The sequence below is a fragment of the Geodermatophilus bullaregiensis genome (assembly GCF_016907675.1).
GTDB lineage: Bacteria > Actinomycetota > Actinomycetes > Mycobacteriales > Geodermatophilaceae > Geodermatophilus > Geodermatophilus bullaregiensis.
On the sequence record NZ_JAFBCJ010000001.1, the window covers coordinates 1,221,026 to 1,245,805 of the forward strand.

25 protein-coding genes are annotated in these 24,780 nt (G+C 77.0%); 13 read left to right on the forward strand and 12 right to left on the reverse strand.

The features are described 5' to 3' along the window. Positions 1-81: 81 nt before the first annotated feature. Positions 82-1,704, reverse strand: a complete 1,623-nt coding sequence (locus JOD57_RS05615; protein ID WP_204690989.1) for an SIR2 family protein — start codon at positions 1,702-1,704, stop codon at positions 82-84. A gap of 46 nt (positions 1,705-1,750) precedes the next feature. Further along, a complete protein-coding gene (locus JOD57_RS05620; protein WP_204690990.1) occupies positions 1,751-2,404 on the reverse strand; it encodes a hypothetical protein in 654 nt (217 codons plus the stop codon). Positions 2,405-2,563: 159 nt separating this feature from the next. On the opposite strand from JOD57_RS05620, the gene JOD57_RS05625 reads away from it, so the two are divergent. Beyond that, positions 2,564-3,403, forward strand: coding sequence for a DUF1206 domain-containing protein (locus tag JOD57_RS05625; protein WP_204690991.1), 840 nt, complete (start codon positions 2,564-2,566; stop codon positions 3,401-3,403). Between the two features lie 89 nt (positions 3,404-3,492). Continuing rightward, positions 3,493-4,317, forward strand: a complete 825-nt coding sequence (locus JOD57_RS05630) for a DUF1206 domain-containing protein (protein ID WP_307824494.1) — start codon at positions 3,493-3,495, stop codon at positions 4,315-4,317. Positions 4,318-4,338: 21 nt separating this feature from the next. Here JOD57_RS05630 and fabG read toward each other — a convergent pair whose 3' ends face one another. The 4 genes from fabG to JOD57_RS05650 form a co-directional block, all read right to left on the reverse strand. Further along, entirely contained in the window at positions 4,339-5,100 is a 762-nt protein-coding gene (fabG, locus tag JOD57_RS05635) for a 3-oxoacyl-ACP reductase FabG (RefSeq protein ID WP_204690993.1), read from the reverse strand. A 74-nt stretch (positions 5,101-5,174) separates the two neighbouring features. Beyond that, positions 5,175-6,386: an acetyl-CoA C-acetyltransferase gene (locus tag JOD57_RS05640; protein WP_204690994.1), complete on the reverse strand. Its 1,212-nt coding sequence runs from the start codon at positions 6,384-6,386 to the stop codon at positions 5,175-5,177. 107 nt (positions 6,387-6,493) lie between these two features. Next, entirely contained in the window at positions 6,494-6,859 is a 366-nt protein-coding gene (locus tag JOD57_RS05645) for an STAS domain-containing protein (RefSeq protein ID WP_307824496.1), read from the reverse strand. A gap of 155 nt (positions 6,860-7,014) precedes the next feature. Next, positions 7,015-7,188: a hypothetical protein gene (locus tag JOD57_RS05650; protein WP_204690995.1), complete on the reverse strand. Its 174-nt coding sequence runs from the start codon at positions 7,186-7,188 to the stop codon at positions 7,015-7,017. On the opposite strand from JOD57_RS05650, the gene JOD57_RS05655 reads away from it, so the two are divergent. Then, on the forward strand, positions 7,175-7,441 hold the full coding sequence (locus JOD57_RS05655) for a hypothetical protein (RefSeq protein ID WP_204690996.1): 267 nt from the start codon (positions 7,175-7,177) through the stop codon (positions 7,439-7,441). The two genes, JOD57_RS05650 and JOD57_RS05655, sit on opposite strands and share 14 nt — an antisense overlap. A 208-nt stretch (positions 7,442-7,649) precedes the next feature. After that, positions 7,650-8,015 carry a hypothetical protein gene (locus JOD57_RS05660; protein ID WP_204690997.1) on the forward strand — a complete coding sequence of 122 codons (366 nt, stop codon included), beginning with the start codon at positions 7,650-7,652 and terminating at the stop codon, positions 8,013-8,015. A gap of 60 nt (positions 8,016-8,075) precedes the next feature. Here JOD57_RS05660 and JOD57_RS05665 read toward each other — a convergent pair whose 3' ends face one another. Continuing rightward, positions 8,076-11,129, reverse strand: a complete 3,054-nt coding sequence (locus JOD57_RS05665) for a sacsin N-terminal ATP-binding-like domain-containing protein (RefSeq protein ID WP_204690998.1) — start codon at positions 11,127-11,129, stop codon at positions 8,076-8,078. Positions 11,130-11,204: 75 nt separating this feature from the next. On the opposite strand from JOD57_RS05665, the gene JOD57_RS05670 reads away from it, so the two are divergent. Continuing rightward, on the forward strand, positions 11,205-12,743 hold the full coding sequence (locus tag JOD57_RS05670; protein ID WP_204690999.1) for an aldehyde dehydrogenase family protein: 1,539 nt from the start codon (positions 11,205-11,207) through the stop codon (positions 12,741-12,743). A 253-nt stretch (positions 12,744-12,996) separates the two neighbouring features. After that, the gene (locus JOD57_RS05675) at positions 12,997-13,341 is read left to right on the forward strand and encodes a nuclear transport factor 2 family protein (protein ID WP_204691000.1); all 345 of its coding nucleotides are present in this window, start codon (positions 12,997-12,999) and stop codon (positions 13,339-13,341) included. 28 nt (positions 13,342-13,369) lie between these two features. Here the strand turns inward: JOD57_RS05675 and JOD57_RS05680 are convergent, their stop codons facing one another. Further along, the gene (locus JOD57_RS05680) at positions 13,370-14,692 is read right to left on the reverse strand and encodes an MFS transporter (RefSeq protein WP_204691001.1); all 1,323 of its coding nucleotides are present in this window, start codon (positions 14,690-14,692) and stop codon (positions 13,370-13,372) included. 73 nt (positions 14,693-14,765) lie between these two features. Here JOD57_RS05680 and JOD57_RS05685 point away from each other — a divergent pair, with 73 nt between their 5' ends. The 3 genes from JOD57_RS05685 to JOD57_RS05695 all read left to right on the forward strand — a co-directional run bounded on the left by JOD57_RS05685 (position 14,766) and on the right by JOD57_RS05695 (position 18,330). Continuing rightward, positions 14,766-15,785, forward strand: coding sequence for a GlxA family transcriptional regulator (locus JOD57_RS05685; RefSeq protein ID WP_239568193.1), 1,020 nt, complete (start codon positions 14,766-14,768; stop codon positions 15,783-15,785). Positions 15,786-16,066: 281 nt separating this feature from the next. Further along, on the forward strand, positions 16,067-17,701 hold the full coding sequence (locus tag JOD57_RS05690; protein WP_239568196.1) for a DEAD/DEAH box helicase: 1,635 nt from the start codon (positions 16,067-16,069) through the stop codon (positions 17,699-17,701). Positions 17,702-17,775: 74 nt separating this feature from the next. After that, positions 17,776-18,330 carry a hypothetical protein gene (locus JOD57_RS05695; RefSeq protein ID WP_204691002.1) on the forward strand — a complete coding sequence of 185 codons (555 nt, stop codon included), beginning with the start codon at positions 17,776-17,778 and terminating at the stop codon, positions 18,328-18,330. Between the two features lie 40 nt (positions 18,331-18,370). On the opposite strand, the gene JOD57_RS05700 is transcribed toward JOD57_RS05695, so the two are convergent. Beyond that, positions 18,371-18,904 (reverse strand): helix-turn-helix domain-containing protein, encoded by a 534-nt coding sequence (locus JOD57_RS05700; protein ID WP_204691003.1) that lies wholly within the window; start codon positions 18,902-18,904, stop codon positions 18,371-18,373. Between the two features lie 55 nt (positions 18,905-18,959). Between JOD57_RS05700 and JOD57_RS05705 the strand changes: the two genes are divergently transcribed. The 4 genes from JOD57_RS05705 to JOD57_RS05720 all read left to right on the forward strand — a co-directional run bounded on the left by JOD57_RS05705 (position 18,960) and on the right by JOD57_RS05720 (position 21,286). After that, complete coding sequence (locus tag JOD57_RS05705) at positions 18,960-19,319, forward strand: hypothetical protein (RefSeq protein ID WP_204691004.1); 360 nt, start codon at positions 18,960-18,962, stop codon at positions 19,317-19,319. After that, positions 19,316-20,248 carry an alpha/beta hydrolase family protein gene (locus JOD57_RS05710; protein WP_204691005.1) on the forward strand — a complete coding sequence of 311 codons (933 nt, stop codon included), beginning with the start codon at positions 19,316-19,318 and terminating at the stop codon, positions 20,246-20,248. The genes JOD57_RS05705 and JOD57_RS05710 overlap by 4 nt, the downstream gene beginning before the upstream one ends. 103 nt (positions 20,249-20,351) lie before the next feature. Beyond that, positions 20,352-20,870: a cupredoxin domain-containing protein gene (locus JOD57_RS26720; protein WP_204691006.1), complete on the forward strand. Its 519-nt coding sequence runs from the start codon at positions 20,352-20,354 to the stop codon at positions 20,868-20,870. Beyond that, positions 20,867-21,286: a hypothetical protein gene (locus tag JOD57_RS05720; protein WP_204691007.1), complete on the forward strand. Its 420-nt coding sequence runs from the start codon at positions 20,867-20,869 to the stop codon at positions 21,284-21,286. The genes JOD57_RS26720 and JOD57_RS05720 overlap by 4 nt, the downstream gene beginning before the upstream one ends. A 49-nt stretch (positions 21,287-21,335) precedes the next feature. Here JOD57_RS05720 and JOD57_RS05725 read toward each other — a convergent pair whose 3' ends face one another. Genes JOD57_RS05725 through JOD57_RS05735 form a run of 3 tightly spaced genes read right to left on the reverse strand, consistent with a single transcriptional unit; the run spans position 21,336 to position 24,687 of the window. Then, the gene (locus JOD57_RS05725; protein ID WP_204691008.1) at positions 21,336-22,340 is read right to left on the reverse strand and encodes a sugar phosphate isomerase/epimerase family protein; all 1,005 of its coding nucleotides are present in this window, start codon (positions 22,338-22,340) and stop codon (positions 21,336-21,338) included. A 55-nt stretch (positions 22,341-22,395) separates the two neighbouring features. Further along, positions 22,396-23,577: a Gfo/Idh/MocA family protein gene (locus tag JOD57_RS05730; protein ID WP_204691009.1), complete on the reverse strand. Its 1,182-nt coding sequence runs from the start codon at positions 23,575-23,577 to the stop codon at positions 22,396-22,398. Positions 23,578-23,634: 57 nt separating this feature from the next. After that, positions 23,635-24,687 (reverse strand): substrate-binding domain-containing protein, encoded by a 1,053-nt coding sequence (locus JOD57_RS05735; RefSeq protein WP_204691010.1) that lies wholly within the window; start codon positions 24,685-24,687, stop codon positions 23,635-23,637. Positions 24,688-24,780 lie beyond the last annotated feature (93 nt).

Genomic DNA, 24,780 nt, shown 5'->3' on the forward strand with positions numbered 1-24,780 from the left:
CCTGCCCAGGGCCGTGGCCGGACAACCGCGGTCGGCGTCGCCGCGACCGCCGGTCCCGCCACGTCGCTCACCCGGGGGCGCTCACCCGGGCCGCTGCTCCTGCACGCGGTCGTCGCGCGGCTCGGTGGCCCCGTCCGGGGGGCTCTCGCCGGGCGACCGGTCGTCGCGGCGGCCCGCCGAGCGGCCGTGACCCAGCCGGCGCAGCAGGGCGGCGACCTCCCCGGCCGCCGACGTCGTCGCCGACCCCTCGGGCACCCGGGCGGCGACGGCCTGCAGCGCCTCGGCCAGCCCGCGCTCGTCGTCGTCGAGCATCCCGCGGTAGGCGGGGTCGAGCAGGTACCCGGTGGGCGGGGTGGACAGGCAGCCGATGAGGTCGAGCAGCACCTCCAGCCGCCGGGCGGCCTCGGGGGCCGGGGTGTCGGCGCGCGACATCGCGACGGTCTCGACGTCCTGCTCCCACAGCCGGCTGCGGGCGGGGTCCTCGCGCAGCGCCAGCACGGTGCCCGACCGGTGGCGCGGCTCGCGGCCGGGCCCGTTGACGGCGCTGCGCACCTGGTGGGCGATGCGGATCAGGTCGTCGTCGAGCATCGAGGTGCCCACGAAGAGCACGTGCCGGGTGAGCAGCAGCGAGTGCAGGACACCGGCCAGCGCGGCCCGCGAGTCACCCAGCTGCAGGTACTCCTCGCGGGTCAGCACGACGCTGGCGGGGTGCGCGGCGTCGCCGTGCAGCTTGAGCAGCCACGGCCGGCCCGGCTGCGCCTCGTCGTAGGGCAGCACCGACAGCTCCCGGCCGATGTCGGCGGCGGCCAGCTCGACCAGCGGGTCGTAGTTGGTGGTCACGAACTCCTGCACCGGCAGGTCGGCGATCAGGGCGTGGGCCAGCGCGTAGGGGCCGGGGCCGAAGCGCTCCTGCACGAACTCCTCGAGCCGCTCGCGCCCCAGCTCGCGGGCCAGCAGCGCCGCGGAGTCCTGCGGGGGCAGCTGGGACAGCCCGGCGCGCAGGTCCCCGTCCAGGCCGGAGCGCCCGGCCAGCTCGTCGAGCAGCTGCTCCCAGGTGGGCAGCCCCGCCGCGGCGCTGACGCCGGCGCCGATGAACAGCGCCAGCTGCCCGCGGCGCGCCCGCTCCCCCAGCTGCTCGGCCAGCGCCCGCAGCGGGTCGGGCAGGTCCCAGCCGGCCGTGCCGCGGCGGATCCGCTGGGCGGCGGCCAGGTCGCTGGGCCCGCGCAGCACCAGGGCGACGTCGAAGCCGTGCTCGGCGGCCGCGTCCCGCAGTACCGGCAGCAGCTGCTGCAGCAGGTCGCCGCGGCGCCCGGCGGCCCCGCCCCAGCCGGTGCCCAGGGCCGGCAGGCCGACCAGCCGCCGCGCCCGCCCGTGCACCGGCTCGCCGACCGCGCGGCGGGCGACGGCGGCCAGCGCCTCGCGGGCGCCCTCGAGCAGCCAGTCCAGGCCGCGGCCGCAGTCGTCGACGGTGTCGAGCAGCCAGACCCGCCGGTCGCCCGTCCCGGGGACCTGCACCACGCGCTCGGCGCCCGACCAGGCGAGGTCGACGCAGACGCCCTCGGCGTCCTCGTCGGCGACCAGGTCGTCGGGCAGCAGGTCCCGCCAGCTGCCGGCCACCCGCAGGCTGCGGCCGGTGGGCACGAGGACGTCGTCGCAGACCAGGCGGGTCAGGTCGGCGCCGACGACGAAGACGTGTCCGCTCACGCCCGGCTCCTACCCCGGGACTCCCCCGGCCGGAACCAGCCCGGGCTCAGGCGCTGCCGCAGCCGCCCGCCGCGCACGCGCAGCCGGCGCACCCGGCCGGGCGGGCCGGCACCGGCCGCGCGGCGACGGCGCGCAGCCCGGCCGCGCCGACCAGGAGCGGCACCGCGGCCAGGCCGGTCACCAGCGCGGCGACGGCCGTGGCGACGCCGGCCGCGCGGTCGGTGCCCACGACGGCGGCGGTCGCGGCCAGCAGCCCGGTCACCAGGACCGCCCAGACCGTCAGCGCGGAGCCCGCGCGGCGGGTCGTGCCGCCGCGGGCGAGGGCGACCGCCGCGGCGGCGAGCAGCGCCAGCGGCACGCCGGCGAGCAGCACCCAGGCGGTGGCGGCCGCGGAGACGACCGCCACCACGGCGGCGGCGACGCCCTCGGCGACGGCCAGGCCGCCGGGCAGGGCCGCGCCGGCGCGCAGCAGGACCGCACCGCGGAGGGCGGCGAGCACGCCGAGGGCACCGAGCAGCAGCCGGGCGCCGAGGTCACCGGTCACCACGGCGACCACCGCGAGGACGACCAGCAGCACGCCGAGTCCCGCCCGGACCGGCCACGCCCGCCGCGCCGTCTCCTGCGCGCTGCGCGTGCCGGTCGTCGTCCGTCGTGCCGTGCGTGCCGTCGTCCCGTTGACCACGGGCCCAGTGTCCCGCACGCCCGCCACCCGCTCCGCGGCGCACCCGGCGGGGCGCTGGACGGGCCGGTCGACCCGGCGATCGCCACCCGCGGGCCGACCGCGCCGGACGACGCGGCGGGCGGGGGCCCGTTGTGCCACGCTGATCCGTCACACGGGGGCGCCGAGAGGAGACCGACCATGGGCGGGCAGCGCACGACGACGGGTGCCGCCGGCCGGGCGGGGGACAGCGACGCCCTGGAGCACCTGGCCCGGGTGGGGCTCATCGCCTACGGGGTGGTGCACGTGCTCGTGGCCTGGCTGGCCCTGCAGCTGGCCTGGGGCGGCGGCGGGCAGTCGGCCGACCAGTCGGGCGCGCTGGCCACGCTGGCCGCCTCACCGGTGGGTAAGCCGCTGCTGTGGGTGCTGGCCGTCGGCCTGGTCGCGCTGGCGCTCTGGCAGGCCGCCGAGGTGCTGCGCTGGCGGTCGGGCTGGTCGGCGTCCGGCGACGTCCGGAAGCGCGCCGTCACCAAGACGGTGAAGGCGGTGGCCAAGACCGTCGTCTACGCGGCGCTGGCGGTCCTGGCGTTCCGCTTCGCCACCGGCGGCGGGCAGTCCAGCGCCGGCCAGCAGCAGCAGGCCACGGCGGGCGTGTTCGGCTGGCCTGGCGGGCGCTGGCTGGTGGGCCTGGCGGGGCTCGTCGTCATCGGGGTGTGCGTGCACCACGTCCTCAAGGGCCTGAAGAAGAGCTTCCTCGAGGAGATCGACCTCACCGCGGCGCCCCCCGGTGCCGAGCGCCTGGTCACCCGGCTCGGCCAGGTCGGTTACCCGGCCAAGGGCATCGCGCTCGGCGTCGTCGGGGCGCTGCTGGTGTACGCGGCGGTCACCGTCGACCCCGCGCAGTCCGCGGGACTCGACGGCGCGCTGCGGACCATCCTCGACGCACCGTTCGGCCGCGTGCTGCTCACGCTCGTCGCGCTGGGCATCGCCGCGTTCGGCGCGTTCTGCTTCGTGCGGGCGCGCTATCCCGAGCGCACCTGATGGAGGACCCCCTCCTCCCCACCCCTCGCACGCGCGGGATGGGCCCCGGGAGGGGGCCACGGGCCCTGCTGGACCGTGTGCACCGGGCGGTGGAGGCGGCTCGGGAGGTCACCGACCACCCGGTGCTGGCCGCCGCGGCGCGCGTCGGGCTGGTGGCCTACGGCGTCGTCCACCTGCTCATCGGCTGGCTGACCTGGCAGGTGGCCCGCGGCGCGGGGAGCACCGACGCCGACCAGACCGGCGCACTGCAGACGGTCGCAGGCACCCCTGGCGGGTCGGTGCTGCTGTGGGCGATCGGCCTGGGGATGCTGGCGCTGGCGCTGTGGCAGGGCGGTGAGGTGCTGCTGTGGTGGCGGGGGCTGCTCGACCGCGAGCACCGCACCCGGACGGCGGTCGTGTGCGCCAAGTGCCTGGCCAAGTCGGCCGTCTACGCCGTGCTCGCGGTCACCGCGCTGCTGTTCGCCGTGGGCGCGGAGTACGAGGCCGACGAGCGGCTGCGCGAGCTGACCGGCGAGACGCTCGAGGTGCCCGGCGGCGCGGTCGCGGTGGCGGCCGCCGCGGTCGGCGTCGTCGGGCTCGGGGCCTACTCGCTGCTGCGCGGGGTCACCGGCGGCTTCATGCGCGACATCGACCTGCCCGCCGCGCCCGACCGCTGGGAGCCGGTCATCGAGGTGATCGGGCGGGTCGGCTACGCGGCCAAGGGCGTGGCGTTCGGCGTCGTCGGCGTCCTGCTGTTCCGCGCGGCGACGACGGCCGACGTCAGCACCGCCACGGGCCTGGACGGCGCGGTGACCGCCATCGGGGGCACCGGCGCCGGCCCGGTGCTGCTGACCGTCGTCGCGGCCGGGTTCGCCGCGTTCGGGGTGTACGCGCTGGCCCGCGCCCGCTATCCCGACCGCGACCCGTCGTCCTGACGGCCCCCCTGGCGGGGCCCGTCAGGTGCGGGGGCCGCCGGCGACGTAGACGACCTGGCCGGAGACGAAGCCGGCACCCTCGCTGACGAAGTACGACACGGTGTGCGCGATGTCCTCGGGCACACCGGCCCGGGCCACCGGGATGGCCGCGGCGCGCTCGGCCACGTACTCCTCCCAGTCCCGGCCGATCCGCTCGGCGGTGGCCTTGGTCATCTCGGTCTGGATGAAGCCGGGGGCGACGGCGTTGGCGGTCACGCCGAACTTGCCCAGCTCGACGGCCAGGGTCTTGGTGAAGCCCTGCAGGCCGGCCTTGGCGGTGGCGTAGTTGGCCTGGCCGCGGTTGCCCAGCGCCGAGGTGCTCGACAGGTTGACGATCCGGCCCCACCGGGCGTCGACCATGTACCGCTGCACGGCGCGGGCCATGAGGAACGAGCCGCGCAGGTGCACGTGCATGACCAGGTCCCAGTCGGCGTCGGTCATCTTGAACAGCATGTTGTCGCGGGTGACGCCCGCGTTGTTGACCAGCACGACCGGCGGGCCGAGCTCGGCGGCGACCCGGTCGACGGCGGCCTGCACCTGCTCGGGGTCGCCCACGTCGGCCCCGACGCCCAGCGCGCGTCCCCCGGCGGCCTCGATCGCCTGCACGGTGCCCGCGGTCGAGGACTCGTCGAGGTCGATCACCGCGACGGCGAAGCCGTCGGCGGCCAGGCGCAGCGCGGTGGCCGCGCCGATGCCGCGGGCGGCGCCGGTGACGATCGCGACGCGGGCGGGGGTCTCGCTCATGGGGGCGTTCTCCTGGGGCTCGGGGGCTGCCGGCCGATCATGCCGGGCAGCCCCCGTCCCCGCCGGGCGGGGTGCTACACCCGCTCGAAGAGCGCGGCGAGGCCCTGCCCGCCGCCGATGCACATGGTCTCCAGGCCGTAGCGGGCCTCGCGGCGGGCCATCTCCCGGATCAGCGTGGCGAGGATGCGACCGCCGGTGGCGCCGACCGGGTGGCCGAGGGAGATGCCCGAGCCGTTGACGTTCATCCGGTCGAAGTCGGCCTCGGTGAAGCCCCACTCGCGGGTCACCGCGAGGACCTGGCTGGCGAAGGCCTCGTTGAGCTCGATGAGGTCGACGTCGGAGAGCTTGAGGCCGGCGAGGTCGAGCGCCTTGGCCGTCGCCGGGACCGGGCCGATGCCCATGGTCTTCGGCGGGACGCCGGCCACCGCCCACGACACGATCCGGGCCAGCGGGCGCAGCCCGAGCTCGGCGGCCTTCTCCGGCGAGGTGACGACGCAGATCGCGGCGCCGTCGTTCTGGCCGCTGGCGTTGCCGGCGGTGACGGTGGCCTCGGGGTCGTCCCTGCCCATGATCGGGCGCAGCTTCGCGAGGGTCTCGACGTTCGAGTCGGGGCGGATGTGCTCGTCGCGGTCGACGACGGTGTCGCCCTTGCGGCCCTTGACGGTCACCGGGACGATCTCGTCGGCGAAGCGGCCGGCCTCGGTGGCGGCGGCGGCGCGCCGGTGGCTGCGGACGGAGTACTCGTCCTGCTCCTCGCGCCCGATCTCGTAGTCACGGCGCAGGTTCTCGGCGGTCTCGAGCATGCCGCCGGGCACCGGGTGGTCGACCCCGCCGGCGGTGACGCGGCCGCGGGCCAGGCCGTCCTGCAGCAGGACGCCCGGGCCGGCCTTGACGCCCCAGCGCATGGCGGTCGAGTAGAACGGCGCGTTGCTCATCGACTCGGCACCGCCGGCCAGCACGACCTCGGCCGAGCCGGTCTGCACCTGCATCGCCGCGTAGAGCACCGCCTGCAGGCCCGACCCGCAGCGGCGGTCGACCTGGATGCCCGCGGCGGTCACCGGGAGGCCGGCGTCGAGGGCGGCGACCCGGCCGATCGCCGGTGCCTCCATCGTCGGGTAGCAGTGGCCGAGGACGACGTCGTCGACCGACTCCGGCGGCAGGCCGGTGCGCTCCATCAGCGCGCGGACGACGGTGCTGGCCAGGTCCTGCACGGGCACGTCCCGCAACGAGCCCCCGAAGCCCCCGACCGGGGTCCGCAACGGCTCACAGATGACCGCGTCGCGCACGGCGTCCTCCTCCTCGACTCGGCCGGCACCGTCTCGTCCCGGCGCCGCCGAGTGTGCTCCCCCGGACCGGCGTCCGCGCAGCCGGACCGGGGAGGGAGGTCCTTACCTCAGGCGGCGCCGGCGCCGGGCTCGACCTGCTCGACGCCGAGGAGGTCCCACAGGCCGGTGACCTGCAGTGCCCGGGCCACGGCGCGGGTCCCGACCAGCACCCGCAGCCGGACGCCCTGCGCCGCGGCGGTCCGGTGCGCGATGGCCAGCGTCGACAGGCCGGCCGAGTCCAGGAAGGTGACCGCCTCGAGGTCCACGGTGATCCCGCGCGGCTCGTCGGCGAAGGCCGCATCGAGGGCACGGCGCAGCAGCGGGGCGGTGGAGCAGTCCACCTCACCGGCCAGGACCAGGCGGGCGGTGCCGTCGACGGTGGCGCTGTCGACGGTCAGCAGTTCGTCGGTGGGGCTCGGTGAGAGGGTGGTCACGGTGCACTCCTCGCGGGAGAGCGGGCCCGTACGGAGGAGAGCGGCGAGGGCCGCACCACGGCGCGGAGTCCGGTGCTGACGTGCACGGCTGATGGTTGAACCGCACACCGGACGGTAGGCGCGGGGCCTGTGGCGCGCAAGGGTCCGGGTCCGTCTCACATCTGCTGCCCGGCGTCGTGCAGCCGCTGCTCACCGGCCCGGTGCAGCCGCCACCGGCCGGTGGCGGGCGCGGGGATACTGGTCGGCGTGAGCAGGTGGCGGCTGGTGCTGGCGGGTCTGATCTGGGCGGCGGTGTCCGTCGTCGCGTTGGCCGCCGTGGGCAACGTCATCGTCGCCACCGCGTTCATCGTGTTCGGCTTCGTGCTGCTCGTCGTCCTGGCGATGGCCGGCGACTGGGAGCAGCACCCGGACTTCGAGCAGCGGGAGCTCGCCCGCGCCCGCCGGCGCGCGGTCAAGCGCCAGCGCACCGCCGGCGCCCGCGCCCGCGACCGGGAGCGCTGGGAGGCCCACCAGGCCAGGCAGGCGGAGAAGGCCGCCCGGGCCGCCGGCACCCGGACGCCGGGGGACGACGGCCGGGGCTGACCCCGGAAAAGCGGTCGACCGGCGGGGACCGCCGACCTACGGTCCCCCCATGCGCTCCTGAGCCCCCTCACGACGACGCCCGCGTCCCCGCCGGGACGCCCGCGGGTCGAGCCCCGGTTCCCCGCTCCCCCTCCGCCCGTCCGCCGGGCGCGTTCCTCCCTGGCTGCCGGCTGCCCGCGGCCGGTCCGACCTCCTCCAGGAGGCACCCGTGTCACGTCCCGTCCGTCCCCTCGGCGCCGCGGCCACCGCCGCCCACGCCGCGCTCCCCCCGTCCGACGCCGACGCCTTCGACCGGCTCGCGTCCGCCGTCCTCGCCTCCCCGGGCGCCGCGCTCGGAGCGGTGCTGCGGGCCCGGCTGCCGGGGCTCGCCGGCGTGCGGTGGCTGCGGACCGCCGGCCTGCCGCCCACCGCCCGGGCGTCAGCGCTCACCACCGAGCAGTGGCTGTCGCTGTACCGGTGCTGGCGGTCGAGCGCCCCGGCGCCGGGTGCGGGCCCGTCCGGCCGGGCGCCGGTCGGACGGCCCTCGGCGCACGGGCACGCGCCCGGCGCGCTGGCCGCCCCCCGCTGGCAGTAGGGGGACCCCCTGCCTCCCCCGGCGCGGCCCCGCGGCGGGGGCAGGGGCCGGGGTCCTCCGCTAGCCGACCGCGTCCTCCGCGGCGAGGTCGGCGGCGCGGCGGGGCTCGGCGAACGCCTCGGCCAGCGCCTGCCGCAGCGGCCAGACCCCGGCCCGCCAGGCCAGCGCCCGGCCGAGGGCGCCCGGGGTGCCGTCCACGTGGTCGACGTCGGCGTCCGGCCACCAGGGGACCGGCCGGCCGCCGGCGAGCAGCGGCTCGTGGACGGCGACCTCGCCGGTCAGCTCCGCGACCCCGAGCCGGGCGGCGGCCAGCCCGGCCCCGGGCACGGCCGGCCACGGCTGCCGGCGCGCCGGGACACTGGTCACCGTCGCCTGCACGCGCTCGCTCGCCAGGGGCAGGTCGAGCAGGTCCGCGACCGGTCCGGGCGCGCCGCCCGCGGGCACCAGCAGCGCGTCGACCAGCGGCTGCAGCCACGGGGCGTCGAGCACCACCACCGGCTCGCGGCCCGGGTCGGCCACCCGGTCGGGAGCCACCCGGACCCGCGGCGGCGGGTCGACGTCGACGTCGTCGAGGGCGACCGCCAGCCGGGCGTACACGGTGCGCAGCACCGGCGGCAGCACCGTGCGGGCGGGGTCGCCGAGCCGGTCCAGCAGGTCCAGCGCGCCGTCGACGTCGGCCAGCACGTCGGCCACCGTGGCGGGGACGCGCAGCCGCCCGAGCACCTCCGGCGGCCCGTGCGCCTCGTCGTAGAGCCCCTGCAGCTCCCGGCTGCCGGGGGCGCGCAGCCGGTCGGGGCGCTGCCCGCCGAGGACCGGGTGCGTGGTCAGCCACCACCGCAGGTAGCCGGGCACCGCGACGCCGTCGAGGAGGACGTCGGCCCACGCCTCCTCCCCGACCGCGGCCAGCAGGGGCAGCGCGCCGGCCCAGTCGGCGACCAGCTCGAGGTCCCGGACGGCGGTCAGCGGCGGCCACGGGGGCGGCGGCGTCCCGGCCGGCAGCCGGTCGAGGACGGCGTCGGCCCACTCGTCGGCGGCGTCGACGTCGAGGTCGTCGGGGTCCTCCGCGCGGACCAGCCCGAACGTGGCCAGGACGCCGGCCGCCCGCAGCGCCGCGGGGTCGGCGGTGGCGGCGAAGTCCGGGTCCAGCGTGCCGAGCGCGCCGTCGCCGAGCACCGCGGCGAGCGGCGCGCCCGGCAGGAGCAGCTCTCCCGCCGGCGCCCACGCGCCCCCGCCGTCGGGAAGCGCGAGCTCGGCCAGCCACGGCAGCTCACCGGGTGCGGTCCCCGCCGCCGCCACCAGGGCGAGCACCGCGGCGGCCAGCTCGGCCGGGTCGGCGTCGGACCAGCCCTCCTCGACGGCGTCCACCGACTGCTCGACCGCCGCCCGCACCGCCGGGTCGGCGAGCACCGCGGCCGCGGTGGCCGGGCGGGCGCCGAGGCGCTCGAGCAGCCGCCGGGCCGCGGGCGGCGCGACCGCCTCCGGGTGGGCGACCCGCAGCGACAGCGGCCCGAGCCGCTCCACCGGCAGGTCGTCGGCCGGGAGCAGCACCCCGGCCGGGCCGGGCGCCGTGCGGCCGTCGGCCAGCGGCACCGGGAGGGCGCCGAGCTCCTCGCGGTCGGCGCCGTCGAGGGCCGCGTAGAGCCGGGCCCACCACGCCGGTGGCCGGGCCACCCCGCCGACGGCCTCCACGACCTCGGCCAGCCCGACCCGCCGCACGCCGAGCGCGGCGAGCGCGGGCGCCCCGTCCCGCCGGGACCAGCCGGCCGGCAGCAGCCCCGGCACGACACCGGCCAGGACGGCGACCCGCTCGTCGGGGGCCTCGTCGAGGACGGCGGCGCGGTCGGGGGTCAGCCGGGTCTCCCCCGCTCCGTCCGGACCGGCGACAGGCAGCCAGGCCGTCGTCCGCAGCCGGTCGAGCGCGGCGCTGCCCAGGGCGGCGTCGAGCTCGGCGGCGACCAGGCCGATCCGCGGCACGAGGGCGAGCACCGCGGGGTCGGGCGGCAGCGCGGCGAGCAGGTCGGCGTAGGCCTCCGCCGCGACGGCGACCAGCGCGTCGGTGACCGGTCCCGGCGCCACGTGGCGGCGGTCGGGGCCGAGCGGGAAGGGCGCGACCAGGCGCACGGGCAGCGACAGCGGCTCGTCGCTCGGCGTCGGCGCGTGCACCACCTGGCGCACCGGCAGGGGCAGCGGCCGGCCGTCGTCGTCGAGCGGCACCGCCCAGGTGACGGTGTACCCGCGGCGGGCGCGCTCCTCGACCGGGCGGTCGGCGAACAGCTGCGCCGGCAGCTCGCCGGTGCGCTCCTCCACCCGCCAGGTCGTCGTCCGGTCGCCGTCGCGCAGCCGGGCCAGCGGGCGGGTGCGCGTGCAGGACAGCGTCCGCACCGCGCCGTCGACCACCACCTCGACCTCCGCGAGGCCGGGCAGCGCGAGCAGCAGCTCGGCCTCGAGCTCCTCCAGCGCCGCGCGGACGGCGGCCCGCGAGCCGGGGCGCAGCGGCAGGACGACCTCGGTGGCGTAGCCCGCCGGCGGCGCCCCCTCGGCCGGCCACGGCAGCCGCAGCACCGGGACGACGCCCTCCCGGCGGGCCACCTCCTCGGCGAGCGCGGGCACGTCGGCGACCTCGGCGCGGGTGCGTGCGGCGCTGAAGCGCACGCCGCCGCCCGTCGAGTGCACGGCCGGCTCGTCGCTGACGGCGAGCACCGCGGCGAAGCCCACCCCGAACCGGCCGACCGTCGGGAGCCGTGGCCCCTCCGGATCCGCGGGCCAATCGACGGTCGCGGGCTCGTCCCGCTTGGCCGAGGCCCGCAGGCTCGCCAGTCCGCTCACCCCGTCGGCGTCCAGCGGCGCCCCGGTGTTGGCCGCGTGCAGCACCTCTCCCCCGCCCCCGACGTCGGCCAGCTCCAGCCGCAACCGGCCCGGCACGCCGGCGCGGACCGCGGCGTCGGCGGCGTTCTGCGCGAGCTCGACCAGCAGCCGGTCGCGGTAGCCGCCGCGGACCAGGTCCTCCTCGGCGTTGGCGTCCTCGCGGAAGCGCGCCGGGGAGTCGCTCCAGGCGGCGAGCACCCGCCGGCGCAGCGCCGCGGTGTCGAAGGGGTCCACCACGGGGGTCAGCATGGCAGCGCGCGGGTCCCCCGAACGGGTCCACGACCGGCGCTACGCACCGGTAACTTCGCCGGTAACCTGCGCCACATGTCGCCCGCGGAGCAGCTCGACACCGTCACCGACGCCACCGCCGGCACGGTCGACCGGCACGCCACCACCGAGACGTTCGAGTCGACGGACCCGGCCACCGGCGCCGTCGTCGGCGTCTTCCCGGTGCACGACGCGCAGGCCGTGCAGGAGGCCGTCGACCGGGCCCGGGCCGCCGCGCGGCCGTGGGCCGACCTCGGCTTCGACGGCCGCCGGCAGCGGCTGGCCGCCTACCGCGGCTACCTGGCCCGGCGGGTGCACGAGCTGGCCGACCTGGTGCACCGCGAGAACGGCAAGCCGCGCGCCGACGCGATCCTCGAGATCACCCTCGCCGTCGACCACCTGGCCTGGGCCGGCGCGCACGCCCGCCGGACACTGGGCCGGCGCCGGGTGCGCGCCGGGCTGCTGGCGGCCAACCACGCCGCGTACCTGGAGTACCAGCCGCTCGGGGTCGTCGGCGTCATCGGCCCGTGGAACTACCCGGTGTTCACGCCGATGGGCTCGATCGCCTACGCGCTGGCCGCCGGCAACGCCGTCGTGTTCAAGCCCTCCGAGCACACGCCCGCCGTCGGCGCGTGGCTCGCCGCCGCCTGGCGGGCCGCCGTCCCCGACGTCGCCGACGCCTTCCAGGTCGTCACCGGCTTCGGAGAGACCGGTGCGGCGCTCTGCCGGGCCGGCGTCGGCAAGCTCGCCTTCACCGGCTCGGCGCCGACCGGCCGGCGGGTCATGGCCGCCTGCGCCGAGACCCTCACGCCGGTGCTCATGGAGCTCGGCGGCAAGGACGCGATGATCGTCGACGACGACGCCGACGTGCCCGCCGCGGCCGACGCCGCCGTCTGGGGCGCGATGAGCAACGCGGGGCAGACCTGCATCGGCATCGAGCGGGTCTACGCGACCGCCCCGGTCTACGACCGCTTCGTCGCCGAGGTGACCGAGCGGGTGCGCGGCCTGCGCCCCGGCTCGGACGACGAGGCCGCCTACGGCCCGATGACGATGGCCGCGCAGGCCGACGTCGTGAGGCGGCACCTCGACGACGCGACGTCCTCCGGCGGGCGCGCGGTCCTCGGCGGCACCGTCGACGGCGGGTTCGTCCTGCCGACCGTGCTCCTCGACGTCCCCGAGTCGTCGTCCGCGGTGCGGGAGGAGACCTTCGGGCCGACGCTCACCATCACCCGGGTCGCCGACGCCGAGGAGGCGCTGGAGCGGACGAACGCGACGTCCTACGGGCTGGCCGGCGCGGTGTTCTCCCGCTCCAGGGCGCGCGCGATGGACCTCGCGCGCCGGATGCGCAGCGGCATGACGAGCATCAACTCGGTTCAGACCTTCGCCTCGGTCCCGGCGCTGCCCTTCGGCGGGGTCGGCGAGAGCGGTTTCGGCCGGATCCACGGCGAGGACGGGCTCAAGGAGTTCACCCGGGCCAAGGCGATCACCCGCCGGCGCTTCCCGCTGCCGGTGGACCTCACGTCGTTCACCCGCCCGCCGGCCGCGGCCGACGCGCTGGCGCGGGTCGTGGGCGTGGTGCACGGCCGGCACCGGTGAGCGACGGTCGTGGTCGCCGAGCGGGCCGCCGACCTCGTGACCGGCCGCACCGTCGACCCGGGGCTCGCCGCCACCGCCGCCCGACCGCGGCCGGGACGGGCGCCCCGGGGGTGTTCCGCGGCCTCCTCGAGTCCTGCAGGACCCCGGGAGGACGAGGAACACCCCGGTCGCGGCGTGCGCGGAGGGCTGTCCATCGGGCGGGCCCGCGGTGGATGCTCGGGCGCCCGGACGGCCACCGCGACGAGGAGCAGCCATGGCCCGCACCCCGCAGGAGATCTTCGCGGCGCACGTGACCGCGATCGGCAACGCCGACCTCGACGGCATCGCTGCCGACTACGCCGAGGACGCCCTGTTCATCACGCCCGACGGGGTGGTCAGGGGCAGGGACGGCATCCGCAGCGCCTTCGCCGGGCTGCTCGGCGAGATCCCCGACGCCGCGTGGGACATCCCCACCCAGCACTTCGTGGACGACGTGCTCTTCATCGAGTGGACGGCGGTCTCGGAGAAGGCGCGGGCCGAGGGCGTCGACACGTTCGTCTTCGCCGGCGACTCGATCCGTGTGCAGACGGTCCGGTTCACCCTGGAGCGCACCGGCTGACCGGGCCGCTCCACCGGCCGATCCGCCGTCAGCCGTGGGTGGTGGCGGCGGAGGCGGTCGTCGGCTCGGTGGGGACGGCGGGCGGCGCGGCCGGGACCGGGCGGCGGCGGATCGAGACCGACAGCGCCGCGGCCACCAGGCAGAGCGCGCCGGCGCCGAACCAGGCCAGGTCGTAGGAGCCGGTGACGTCGCGGACGACGCCGCCGCCGAACGCGGCCACCGCGGACCCCACCTGGTGCGAGGCGAACACCCAGCCGAAGACGACGGGCGCCCGCGCACCGAAGTGCTCGCGGCACAGCGCCAGGGTCGGCGGCACGGTGGCCACCCAGTCCAGGCCGTAGAAGACGATGAACGCGATCATGCTGACGTGCAGGTCCGGCCCGAACAGGGGCGGCAGCAGGAACAGCGACAGGCCGCGCAGCGCGTAGTAGGCGAGCAACAGCACCCGCGGGTCGGTCCGGTCGGTGAGCCAGCCGGACAGCACGGTGCCGGCGATGTCGAAGACCCCGACCACCGCGAGCAGCGCCGCCGCCGTCGTCACCGGCATGCCGTGGTCGTGCGCGGCCGGGATGAAGTGCGGCTGCACCAGCCCGTTGGTCGACGCCCCGCAGATGAAGAAGCCCGCCGCGAGCAGCCAGAAGGGGCGGGACCGGGCGGCGTCGAGCAGCCCGCGGACGGCGGTGCGCGCCGCTCCCGAGCGCACCGGGTCGACGTCGTCGGCCGCCGTCCCGCCGTAGGGGACGGCACCGACGTCGCGCGGCCGGTCGCGCAGCAGCCAGGCCACCAGCGGGACGACGGCGAGCGCGGCGGCCGTGGTGCCCAGCGACGCCGCCCGCCAGCCTCCGCTGGTCTCGGCGACCGCGGCGACCACCGGCAGGAACACCAGCTGCCCGGTCGCGCCGCCGGCGGTGAGGATCCCGGAGACCAGGCCGCGCCGGGAGACGAACCAGCGTCCGGTCACCGTGGCGACCAGCGACAGCGCCATCGACCCGGTGCCGAGCCCGACCGCGAACCCCCACAGCAGCACCAGCTGCCAGCTCGCCGTCATGAAGACGGTGAGGCCGCTGCCCAGCGCGGTCAGCAGCAGCGCGCAGACGACGACCCGCCGGATGCCGAAGCGCTCCATGAGCGCCGCGGCGAACGGCGCGGTCAGCCCGTAGAGCGCCATGTTCACCGCGACGGCGGCCGAGATGGTCGACACCGACCAGCCGAACTCCGCGCGCAGCGGGTCGATGAGCACGCCGGGCACCGCGCGGAACGCAGCGGCGCCGACGAGGGCCAGGAAGGTCACCGCGGCCACCCACCAGGCGGGGTGCACGCGGCGGCTCCGGGCGGGCGCGGTCGTCGTCACGACCGGAGAGCATGACCGATGCCGTCGGCGACCGGCCAGTGGCCCGGCGGCCACCGTGTGTCAGGATCCGGCCATGACACACGGCTCGGTCCCGGCCATGACGGGCACCCCCGGGACCACGGCACCGCACGAGGTCGTCGTGCTCGCGCTCGAGGACGTCGTCGGTCTCGAGCTCGGCCTCCCCCACCGGCTGCTCGGCATCGCCGAGGACGCCGAGGGCCGCCCGCTGTACCGGGTGCGCGTGGCCACCCTGGACGGCCGCCCGGTGCGGACGGCGGACGGCTGGTCGGTGGTGCCCGGGCACGACGCGGCGGTGCTCGGGGAGGCCGGCACGGTCGTCGTCCCGGGCACCGAGGGCGGCACGGCGCTGTCCGAGGGCCGGATCCCCGACGCGCTGCGCGCCGCCCTGGTCCGCGCCTCGGGGCACGCCCGGCTCGTGTCGCTGTGCACCGGCGCCTCGGTGCTGGCGGCCGCCGGCCTGCTCGACGGGCGGCCGGCCGCGACGCACTGGCGCGACGCCGACCGCTTCCGCCGGCTCTTCCCCGCCGTCCGCCTCGACCCCGACGTCCTCTTCGTCGACGACGGCGACGTCCTCACCAGCGCCGGCGTCGCGGCCGGCATCGACCTGCTGCTGCACCTGGTGCGGCGCGACCACGGCAGCGAGGTGGCCAACCGGGTGGCGCGGCGCAACGTCGTCGCCCCGTGGCGCGAGGGCGGCCAGGCGCAGTTCGTCGAGCGGCCGCTGCCCGACGCCGGCGAGGCGGGGACGGCGGCCACCCGGGCGTGGGCGGTGGAGCACCTGGCCGAGCCGCTGACGCTGGCCGACCTCGCCGCGCACGCGCGGATGAGCGTGCGCACCTTCACCCGGCGCTTCCGCGAGGAGACGGGCCTCTCGCCGCTGCGCTGGCTGGCCGCGCAGCGCATCGCCCTGGCCCGCCGGCTGCTGGAGTCCACCGACGCCTCGGTCGACCGGGTCGCCGAGGAGGCCGGGTTCGGGACGACGGCGTCGCTGCGCGCCCACCTGCGGGCCGCGCTCGGCGTCGCGCCCGGGGCCTACCGCCGCACCTACCGCGGCGCCGGCCGCACCGCCTGAGAGGTGCCCGCTGCGCCAGGGAGGCACCCGGACGGGTGAGGTGTGACGGGCGACTCCCCGCGCCTGCGGCAGGAACGGCGCCCGCGTCTGGTTGAGTGGGGTGTACCGGCGTTGCCCTCGCTCATCCGGAGCTGCAGGACTCGACGTCGGGCTGGAGCAGCGCCACGGAGGCGCGCCCGGCTGTCCGACGTCGCCGACGGCGCGACCCGCCCCTCCCCGGGGCCGGCGTGCGCCCGCGTGCGGTGACCGAGGACGGCGACCCGAGAACGCCCGAGGACCCCATGACCTCCCCGCAGTCCCCCTCCCCCGCCGGCTCCCGGCCGCGCCGCCGTCGCGGCGGCCGCGGCCGCGGCACGGGCACCGGCACCGGCACCGGCAGCACCGCCCAGACCCCCCAGCCGCGCCCCGCCCCGGGCACGGAAGCACCGGCGCCCGCCGTCGTCCCCGCCGGCGACGTCGCCACCGTGCTGCCCACCGACACCACGTTCGAGGCGCTGGGCGTGCCCGCCCCGCTGGTCGAGGTGCTCACCGCCAGCGGCATCACCGCGCCGTTCCCCATCCAGGTCGCGACGCTGCCGGACTCGCTGTCCGGCCGTGACGTGCTCGGCCGCGGCCGCACCGGCTCGGGCAAGACGCTGGCCTTCGGCCTCCCGCTGGTCGCCCGGCTGGCCGCCTCGACCACCCGCCGCCAGCCGAAGCGGCCGCGTGCCCTCGTCCTGGTGCCGACCCGCGAGCTGGCCAACCAGGTGCTGGCCGTCGTCGAGCCGCTGGCCCGCGCCCTCGGCATGAGCGCGACGACGATCTTCGGCGGCGTCGGCCAGAACCCGCAGGTGCAGGCGCTGGCCCGCGGGGTCGACGTCGTCATCGCCTGCCCCGGCCGGCTCGAGGACCTCATCGGCCAGGGGCACTGCGACCTCGGCGCCGTCGAGGTCACGGTCCTCGACGAGGCCGACCACATGGCCGACCTGGGCTTCCTGCCCGGCGTCAAGCGGATCATGGACCGGACGCCGGCGGTCGGTCAGCGCATGCTGTTCTCGGCCACGCTGGACAACGGCGTCGACGTCCTGGTGAAGCGCTACCTGACGGCCCCGACCACCCACTCGGTGGACCCGGCCGTCGCCCCGGTGGCGACCATGACCCACCACGTGCTGCACGTGGCCGCGGCCGACAAGCCCGAGGTGGTCCGCCAGCTGGCCTCCGGCCAGGGCCGCAGCGTGCTGTTCACCCGCACCAAGCACCAGGCCAAGAAGCTGGCCAAGCAGCTCACGGCCTCCGGCATCCCCGCCGTCGACCTGCACGGCAACCTCAGCCAGAACGCCCGCGAGCGCAACCTCGAGGCGTTCAGCTCCGGCGAGACCCGTGTGCTGTGCGCGACCGACATCGCCGCGCGCGGCATCCACGTCGACGACGTGGCGCTGGTCGTGCACGTCGACCCGCCGACCGAGCACAAGGCCTACCTGCACCGCTCGGGCCGCACCGCCCGCGCGGGGGCCGGCGGCACCGTGGTGACCGTCTCCACGCCGGACCAGAACGGTGAGGTCCGCACGCTGACCCGCCAGGCCGGCATCTCCCCGATCGTGACGGCGGTGCGACCGGGCGCCGAGCAGATCGCCGAGCTCACCGGCCCGGCCGCGCCCCACGTCGAGCCGGCCCCGGTGCCCGCCGCGCAGCCGCAGGGCCAGGGCGGCGGACAGGGCGGCGGACAGGGCGGCGGCCGGCGGCGGCGCTCCGGGGGCTCCGGCTCCGGCGGGTCGGCAGCCACCCCCGCGGCCGGCGGCCGCGGCGGCTCGGCCGCAGGCAAGCCCGGTTCGGGCCGCGCCACCGGCCCGGCGCGCACCCGCGCCGAGCTGGCCGCCCGGGCCGGCACGCACACGGCGGCCTCCTTCAGCGGCCGGGCACGGCGCGGCGGTCGCTGACCCCTGCGGGTGTCGTCGTCGGGACGGTCGGGAAGAGTCCCCCCGACCGTCCCGACGACCCAGCGAGGTAACCCGTGGCTCTGCCCATCACCCTGTCCGAGATCGGCCCGCGGATCTCGGCCGGTGCCTTCATCCTCAACAGCGGGCTGGGCAAGCGCGCCGCCGACGAGCAGACCGCGGCCGGCCTGCACGGCTTCGCCACCGGCACCTACCCGTTCCTCAAGGACGTCGAGCCGCGGCAGTTCGTCCAGGCGCTGTCCACCGCGGAGATCGCGATCGGCGCGGCCCTGTTGACGCCGTTCGTGCCCACCGCCGTCGCCGGCGCCGCGCTCACCGGCTTCGCCGGCGGCCTGCTCGGCCTCTACCTCAAGACGCCGGGCATGCGCAAGGAGGGCAGCCTGGCGCCGACCGAGCAGGGCCTGTCCGTCGCCAAGGACGTGTGGCTGCTCGGCATCGGCGTCGGCCTGCTGACCCGCGGCACCGTCGACCGCGGCGGCAAGCGCGTCACCAAGGCCGCCAAGATCCTCGCCAAGGCCAACAAGCGGGTCGCCCGCGCCGAGCGGAAGGCCGAGCGCCAGAAGGTCGCCCAGCGGGCCGCTCGCGCCGCCAGGACCGCCCGCGCCGCCTGAGACGGCCGGGGACCGAGGGAGCCGGGACCGCCCGGTTCCCTCAGTCCCCGGGCAGCAGCACGGTGCTCACCAGCCGCCGGCGGCGTCCCTCCCCCGGTCCGGCGGCCGTCCGGGCACGCAGCACCTCGCGCAGGTCGGCGACCAGCGCGGTGAGCTCCGCGTCGGTGAGCCACAGCGCGACCTGCCGGTAGCCGACCCCGTCCTCCGCGGGGCGCAGCCCCTCGTCGCCGGCGCCGTCGACCCAGCGGTCGAAGTCGGCCAGCAGCGCGGCCACGAAGGTCCCGAAGGCGCGGCGGTGCTCCTCGGGGGTCATGCCCGCCGCCTCGTCCAGGCCGACCGAGGCGGCCTCGACCACGAGCCGGTAGGTGCGCTCGGTGCTGCCCCGCACCCGCCGCTGCGCGACCACCTCGAGGACACCGGCGTCGGCGAGCAGGCCGACGTGCCGGTACAGCGTCGCGGCCGGGACGTCGGGCAGCTCGGCGTGCAGGTCCCCGGTGGTCATAGCCCGGTCCCCCAGGAGGGCCTGGACGACCCGGAGGCGCACGGGGTGCAGCAGCAGGTCCGCAGATGCCACGCCAGCCACCTTTCTCATGATTGACAACGGTCTCATCGCTGAGAACAATGGTCCCATGGCGACGATCGAGACGACATCCGGGACGCTGCGCGTCTCCCTCACCCGGACCGAGAAGGTCCTCGGGCTCCTGCGCGACCTCGAGGTCCCGCTGAGCGCGGTGCGCTCGGTGGCCGTCGTCCCCGACGGCGTGGCCGCCGCCCGAGGGGTGCGCGCTCCCGGGCTCGGACTGCCGGGTCTCCGGCTGATCGGGACGTGGCGACGGCGCGGCAGCCGGACCCTCGTGAGCGTGCGCCGCGGCCGGCCCACGGTGCGCGTCGAGCTCGCCGGTCAGTGCCACGACACCGTGCTGGTGTCCGCCGACGACGCGGCCGCGGTCGCCGCCGCGCTGGACGCGCAGCTGGCCGGTCGCCGGTGACCGTGCGCGAGGTCGGGCTGACGGTGCCCGGCGACCCCCCGCTGGCCGGCACCCTGACCCTGCCGGACCGACCGGGCCCCGTGCCGGCGGTGCTGCTCGCACCCGGCTCCGGGCCGCTGGACCGCGACTCCGACCACCGGCGGGCCCGCTTCGGTGTCACCCGGGAACTGGCGCACGCCCTCGCCGAGGGCGGGCTGGCCTCCCTCCGCCACGACAAGCGCGGCGTCGGCGGCACCCCCGGGGACTGGCGGCGGGCCGGGCTGTACGACCACGTCGACGACCTGGTGCGCGCTCGCGACGCCCTGGCCGCCCGGCCCGAGGTCGACGGCGGCCGGGTCGTGCTGGCCGGCCACAGCGAGGGGGCCCTGCTGGCCGCCGCGGCGGCCGCGCGCGGGGTGCCGGCCGCCGGCGTCGTGCTGCTGGCGGGGTCGGCCACGCCGGGCGACGAGCTGCTGCGCTGGCAGGCCCGGCAGATCGCCCCGACCCTGCCGGCTCCCGTCCGGGCACTGCTGCGGCTGTTCGGCACCGACCTGGAGCGGAAGGTGGCCGCGAACCACGAGCGGATCCGGGCCACGACCACCGACGTCGCCCGCATCGGCGGCGTGCGCGTCAACGCGCGGTGGCACCGGGAGTTCCTGGCGCACGACCCGCGCACCGACCTGGCCCGCCTGACGGTGCCGGTCCTCGCCGTGACCGGCAGCAAGGACCTGCAGGTCCGCCCGGACGACCTCGACGCGATCGCGGCGACGGTGCCCGGACCGGTCGAGACGCTCCTGGTCCCCGACCTCACCCACACGCTGCGCCGCCAGCCCGGCCCGGCGTCGCTGCGCGCCTACCGCGGCGAGCTGCGCCGTCCGGTCGACCCGGAGGTGCTGGCGACGGTGGTGGGCTGGTGCCGGCGGGTGAGTGGTGTCCCGTCCGTGCCCTGATCCCGCGGGTCGGGGGTTCCGCGAACTGCTCCAACGCCGCAGGATCTCCGCCACGGGGCGCCGCCGCCCGGCGGGGCCACCACCCGGTCCCCAGGAGGCCTGCGTGTCCCACCCGACCCGCTCCACCCGCCGCGCCGCGGCCCTCGCCCTCGCCGTCGGCCTGCTGAGCGCCTGCTCGGACTCCGGCGCGAGCGAGGACGCCGCCGGCGCGTCGGCCTCGACGAGTGCCACGTCCGAGAGCGCCGCGACCAGCAGCGCGGCCCCGGAGAGCAGTGCGGCGGCCGAGACCAGCATCGCCGCACCGGCACCGTCGACGGCAGGAGCGCCCACCGAGGCCGAGGCCCGGACCGTCACGGCCACCGAGGGTGAGATGTTCATCGAGCTGTCCGAGGACTCCTTCTCCCCCGGCAGCTACACCATCGAGGTGGTCAACGAGGGCAACGCCACCCACGACCTGGTGGTCGAGCGGGACGGCGAGGACGTGGCCGCCACCGAGAACATCGCGCCGGGACAGTCGGCGACGCTGACGGTCACCCTCGAGGCGGGCGAGTACGTCTTCTACTGCTCCATCGGCAACCACCGCGCCATGGGCATGGAGACTCCCGTGACGGTGAGCGCATGAGCCGGGACACCACGACCCGGACCTCGCGGACCGGCGTCGCGATCGGGCTGCTGCGGCTGGCCGGGGCGGTCCTGCTCGCGGTGATCGCCGTCATCCACGGCTACCTGTGGCAGATCGGCTACGACGGCATCGACGTCATCGGCCCGGCGTTCCTCGTCCAGACGGTGCTCGGCGCGGGCGGCGCGCTCCTGCTGCTCGCCGTCCCGCCGCGCCTGGTGAGGTGGGTGGCCGTGCTGTGCGCCGCCTTCGCCGCCGGGTCGCTGGCCGCCCTGCTCCTGTCGACGACCGTCGGGCTCTTCGGCTTCGTCGAGACCACCACGGCGACGCTGTGGTGGGAGTCGTTCTGGGTGGAGGTCGCCGCCGTCGTCGTCCTGACCGCGCTCGCGGTCCTCGCCGGCCGGCGGACCGGCCGCTGACCCCGGGCGGTGGACGGCGGGTCCGGCCCGCCGTCCACCGCCCGCCGGCTCAGCGGGCGGAGAAGGCCGCGTCGAAGGCGGCCGCCGGCGGGTCGAACGCCAGCCGGCGGACGAACTCCAGCGCCTCGGGGGCACCGACCAGGCGGTCCATGCCGGCGTCCTCCCACTCGACCGAGATCGGCCCGTCGTAGCCGATCGTGTTGAGCATCCGGAAGCAGGCCTCCCACGGGACGTCGCCGTGGCCGGTGGAGACGAAGTCCCAGCCGCGCCGCGGGTCGGCCCACGGCAGGTGCGAGCCCATCCGGCCGTTGCGGCCGTTGCCCACCTGGCGCTTCGCGTCCTTGCAGTCCACGTGGTAGATCCGGTCCCGGAAGTCCCACAGGAACGAGACCGGGTCGAGGTCCTGCCAGACGAAGTGGCTGGGGTCCCAGTTGAGCCCGAAGGCCTCCCGGTGGCCGATCGCCTCCATCGCCGCGACCGTCGTCCAGTAGTCGTAGGCGATCTCCGAGGGGTGCACCTCGTGGGCGAAGCGCACGCCCACCTCGTCGAAGACGTCGAGGATCGGGTTCCACCGGTCGGCGAAGTCGCGGTAGCCGGCCTCGACCATGGACTCGGGCACCGGCGGGAACATCGCCACGGTCTTCCAGATCGACGACCCGGTGAACCCGACGACGGTCCTGACGCCCAGCTTCGCCGCGGCGCGGGCGGTCGCCTTCATCTCCTCGGCGGCGCGCTGCCGCACGCCCTCGGGGTCGCCGTCGCCCCACACCCGCGGGTTGACCATGCCCCGGTGCCGCTCGTCGATCGGGTCGTCGCAGACGGCCTGCCCGTTGAGGTGGTTGGAGATCGCGAACACCTGCAGGCCGTGCTTTCCCAGGAGCGCCCTGCGGTCGGCGACGTAGGAGTCGTCCTCGGCGGCGCGGACGACGTCGAGGTGGTCGCCCCAGCAGGCGATCTCCAGGCCGTCGTAGCCCCACCCGGAGGCCAGCCGGCACACCTCCTCGAACGGCAGGTCGGCCCACTGGCCGGTGAACAGGGTGACGGGACGGGGCACGGGGGTCCTCTCGGTCGAGCGGCTGGGGCGGCCTCCCCGCAGGGAGGTCCTTCGATCAGTTGGGGACGTCGGTCCAGGTCGAGCGGTTCGCGGCGCTGCGCTCGACGGCGTCCAGCACCCGCTGGACCTGCAGCCCGTCGGCGAAGGACGGCGCCGGGTCCTCGTCCTTGGCGATGGCGGTCACCAGGTCCACGACCTGGTGGGTGAAGCCGTGCTCGTAGCCCAGCCCGTGGCCGGCCGGCCACCAGGCCGCCACGTAGGGGTGCTCGGGCTCGGTGACGATGACCCGGCGGAACCCCGCCCGCTCGGCGGGCTCGGTGCCGTCGAAGAACTCGAGCACGTTCATGTCCTCGAAGTCGAAGGCCAGGCTGCCCTCGGACCCGTTGACCTCCAGGCGGATCGCGTTCTTGCGGCCGAGGGCGAACCGGGTGGCCTCGAAGCTGGCGAGCGCGCCACCGGTGAGGCGGCCGAGGAACAGCGCGGCGTCGTCCACGGTCACCTCCCCCATGCCCTCGCCGGCCACCCCGGACAGCGAGCCGGCCGACGCCGGCAGCGGGCGCTGACGGACGAAGGTCTCGAGGACGGCGCTGACGCCGGTCACCGCCTGGCCGGTGACGTACTGCGCGAGGTCGACGACGTGCGCGCCGATGTCGCCGAGCGCGCCGGAGCCCGCCCGGTCCTTCTCCAGTCGCCACGACATGGGGGCCGAGGGGTCGGCGATCCAGTCCTGCAGGTACTGCGCGCGCACGTGCCGCACCTGGCCGAGCCGGCCCTCGGCGACGAGCCGGCGCGCCAGCCCGATCGCCGGCACCCGGCGGTAGGTGAAGCCGACCATCGAGCGCACCCCGCGGGCGGCGGCCCGGGCGGCGGCCTCGGCCATGGCCTCGGCCTCGGCGACGGTGTTGGCCAGCGGCTTCTCGCACAGGACGTGCTTGCCGGCCTCCAGCGCCGCGACGGCGATCTCGGCGTGCGTGTCACCGGGCGTGCAGACGTCGACCAGGCCGACGTCGTCGCGCTCTAGGACCTGCCGCCAGTCGGTCTCCACCGACGCCCAGCCGAGGCGGGCGGCGGCGTCGGTGACCCGGTCGCGGTCGCGGCCGGCGAGGACGGTCAGCTCCGGGCGCAGCGGGAGGTCGAAGAAGTGGGGGGCGGTGCGCCAGGCCTGCGAGTGCGCCGCGCCCATGAAGGCGTGTCCGATGAGGCCGACCCCGAGGGTCGGCCGGTCAGCTGAGGTCATGGGGACTCCCGGGGGAGGGGCGGGGCCGCCGGCGGACCGGCGACCCCGCCCGGGCGATCAGGACTCGAAGGCGCTGTCGATGTACTGGTCGACGTTGTCGGCGGTGACGACCGGCGCGTTGAGCACGATCTGCCGCGGGACCTCGAGCTCGACCAGGTCGGACAGGGACTTGTCCTGGGCGATCAGCCGGGCCAGGCGGATGCCGTCGGCCGCCTGGGTGTGCGGGTAGATGACCGTCGCCTGCAGCACCGAGTCGCCGGCCTGGATCTCCCGCATGGCGTTGGCCGAGCCGGCGCCGCCGACCATGAAGAACTCGTCGCGGCCGGCGGCCTCGATCGCGGCCAGGACGCCGACGCCCTGGTCGTCGTCGTGGTTCCAGACCGCGTCGATCTGCGGCGCCGCCTGGAGCAGGTTGGCCGCCGCCTCCTCGCCGCCCTCGACGGTGAAGTCCGCGGACACGCGGTTGCCCACCTCCAGCCCGCAGTCACCCAGCGCGTCCGCGAAGCCCTGGCTGCGGTCCTGGGTCAGCGGCAGCGAGTCGATGCCGGCGATCTCGGCGACCACGGCGTCGGGCTGGTCGCCCAGCTGCTCGCAGATGTAGGTGCCGGCGGAGACGCCCATGCCGTAGTTGTCGCCGAGGATCGTGGTGCGGGCGGCGAACGGGCTGTCGAACTCGCGGTCGACGTTGATGACCGGGATGCCGGCCTCCATGGCCTGCAGCGCGACCGGGGTGAGCGCGGCGCCGTCGAAGGGCAGCAGCACGATCGCGTCGACGCCCTGGTTGATGAACGTCTCGACCTGGCTGATCTGGGTGCTGACGTCGTTGGTGCCCTCGGCGAACGCCAGCTCGACGTCCTCGTACCCCTCGGCCTCGGCGCGGGCGGCCTCGGTGATGCCGGCGATCCAGCCGTGGTCGGCGGCCGGCGCCGAGAACGCGATGGTCACGGTGTCGCCGGTCTCGTCGTTGTCGCTGGCGGCCTGGTTGCCGCCGCCGCCGCCGGAGGCCTCCGGGGTGTTGCTGGTGCAGCCGGCCACGAGCACGCCCGCACTGAGCAGGGCGACCGTGGCGTACGGCAGACGGCGGAACGGACGCTGCCTCGTTGCAGACATGCTCTCTCCTCGGGTGTCGCCTCCCTGTCCGGGAGCCGGGTGGGACGCCACCGGACGGGGCGTCCGGTGGGTGGTGCCGGCCGGCGCGCGGAC

Bases quoted from the DNA above. Each gene is read 5' to 3' on its own strand.
- JOD57_RS05685 (WP_239568193.1), top strand. From the start codon at position 14,766: ATGACACACGGCTCGGTCCCGGCCATGACGGGCACCCCCGGGACCACG.
- JOD57_RS05705 (WP_204691004.1), top strand. From the start codon at position 18,960: ATGGCGACGATCGAGACGACATCCGGGACGCTGCGCGTCTCCCTCACC.
- JOD57_RS05665 (WP_204690998.1), bottom strand. From the start codon at position 11,129: ATGCTGACCCCCGTGGTGGACCCCTTCGACACCGCGGCGCTGCGCCGG.
- JOD57_RS05690 (WP_239568196.1), top strand. From the start codon at position 16,067: ATGACCTCCCCGCAGTCCCCCTCCCCCGCCGGCTCCCGGCCGCGCCGC.
- fabG (WP_204690993.1), bottom strand. From the start codon at position 5,100: ATGAGCGAGACCCCCGCCCGCGTCGCGATCGTCACCGGCGCCGCCCGC.
- JOD57_RS05650 (WP_204690995.1), bottom strand. From the start codon at position 7,188: ATGACGTTGCCCACGGCGGCCAACGCGACGACGGACACCGCCGCCCAG.
- JOD57_RS05720 (WP_204691007.1), top strand. From the start codon at position 20,867: ATGAGCCGGGACACCACGACCCGGACCTCGCGGACCGGCGTCGCGATC.
- JOD57_RS05625 (WP_204690991.1), top strand. From the start codon at position 2,564: ATGGGCGGGCAGCGCACGACGACGGGTGCCGCCGGCCGGGCGGGGGAC.
- JOD57_RS05675 (WP_204691000.1), top strand. From the start codon at position 12,997: ATGGCCCGCACCCCGCAGGAGATCTTCGCGGCGCACGTGACCGCGATC.
- JOD57_RS05735 (WP_204691010.1), bottom strand. From the start codon at position 24,687: ATGTCTGCAACGAGGCAGCGTCCGTTCCGCCGTCTGCCGTACGCCACG.
- JOD57_RS05730 (WP_204691009.1), bottom strand. From the start codon at position 23,577: ATGACCTCAGCTGACCGGCCGACCCTCGGGGTCGGCCTCATCGGACAC.
- JOD57_RS05670 (WP_204690999.1), top strand. From the start codon at position 11,205: ATGTCGCCCGCGGAGCAGCTCGACACCGTCACCGACGCCACCGCCGGC.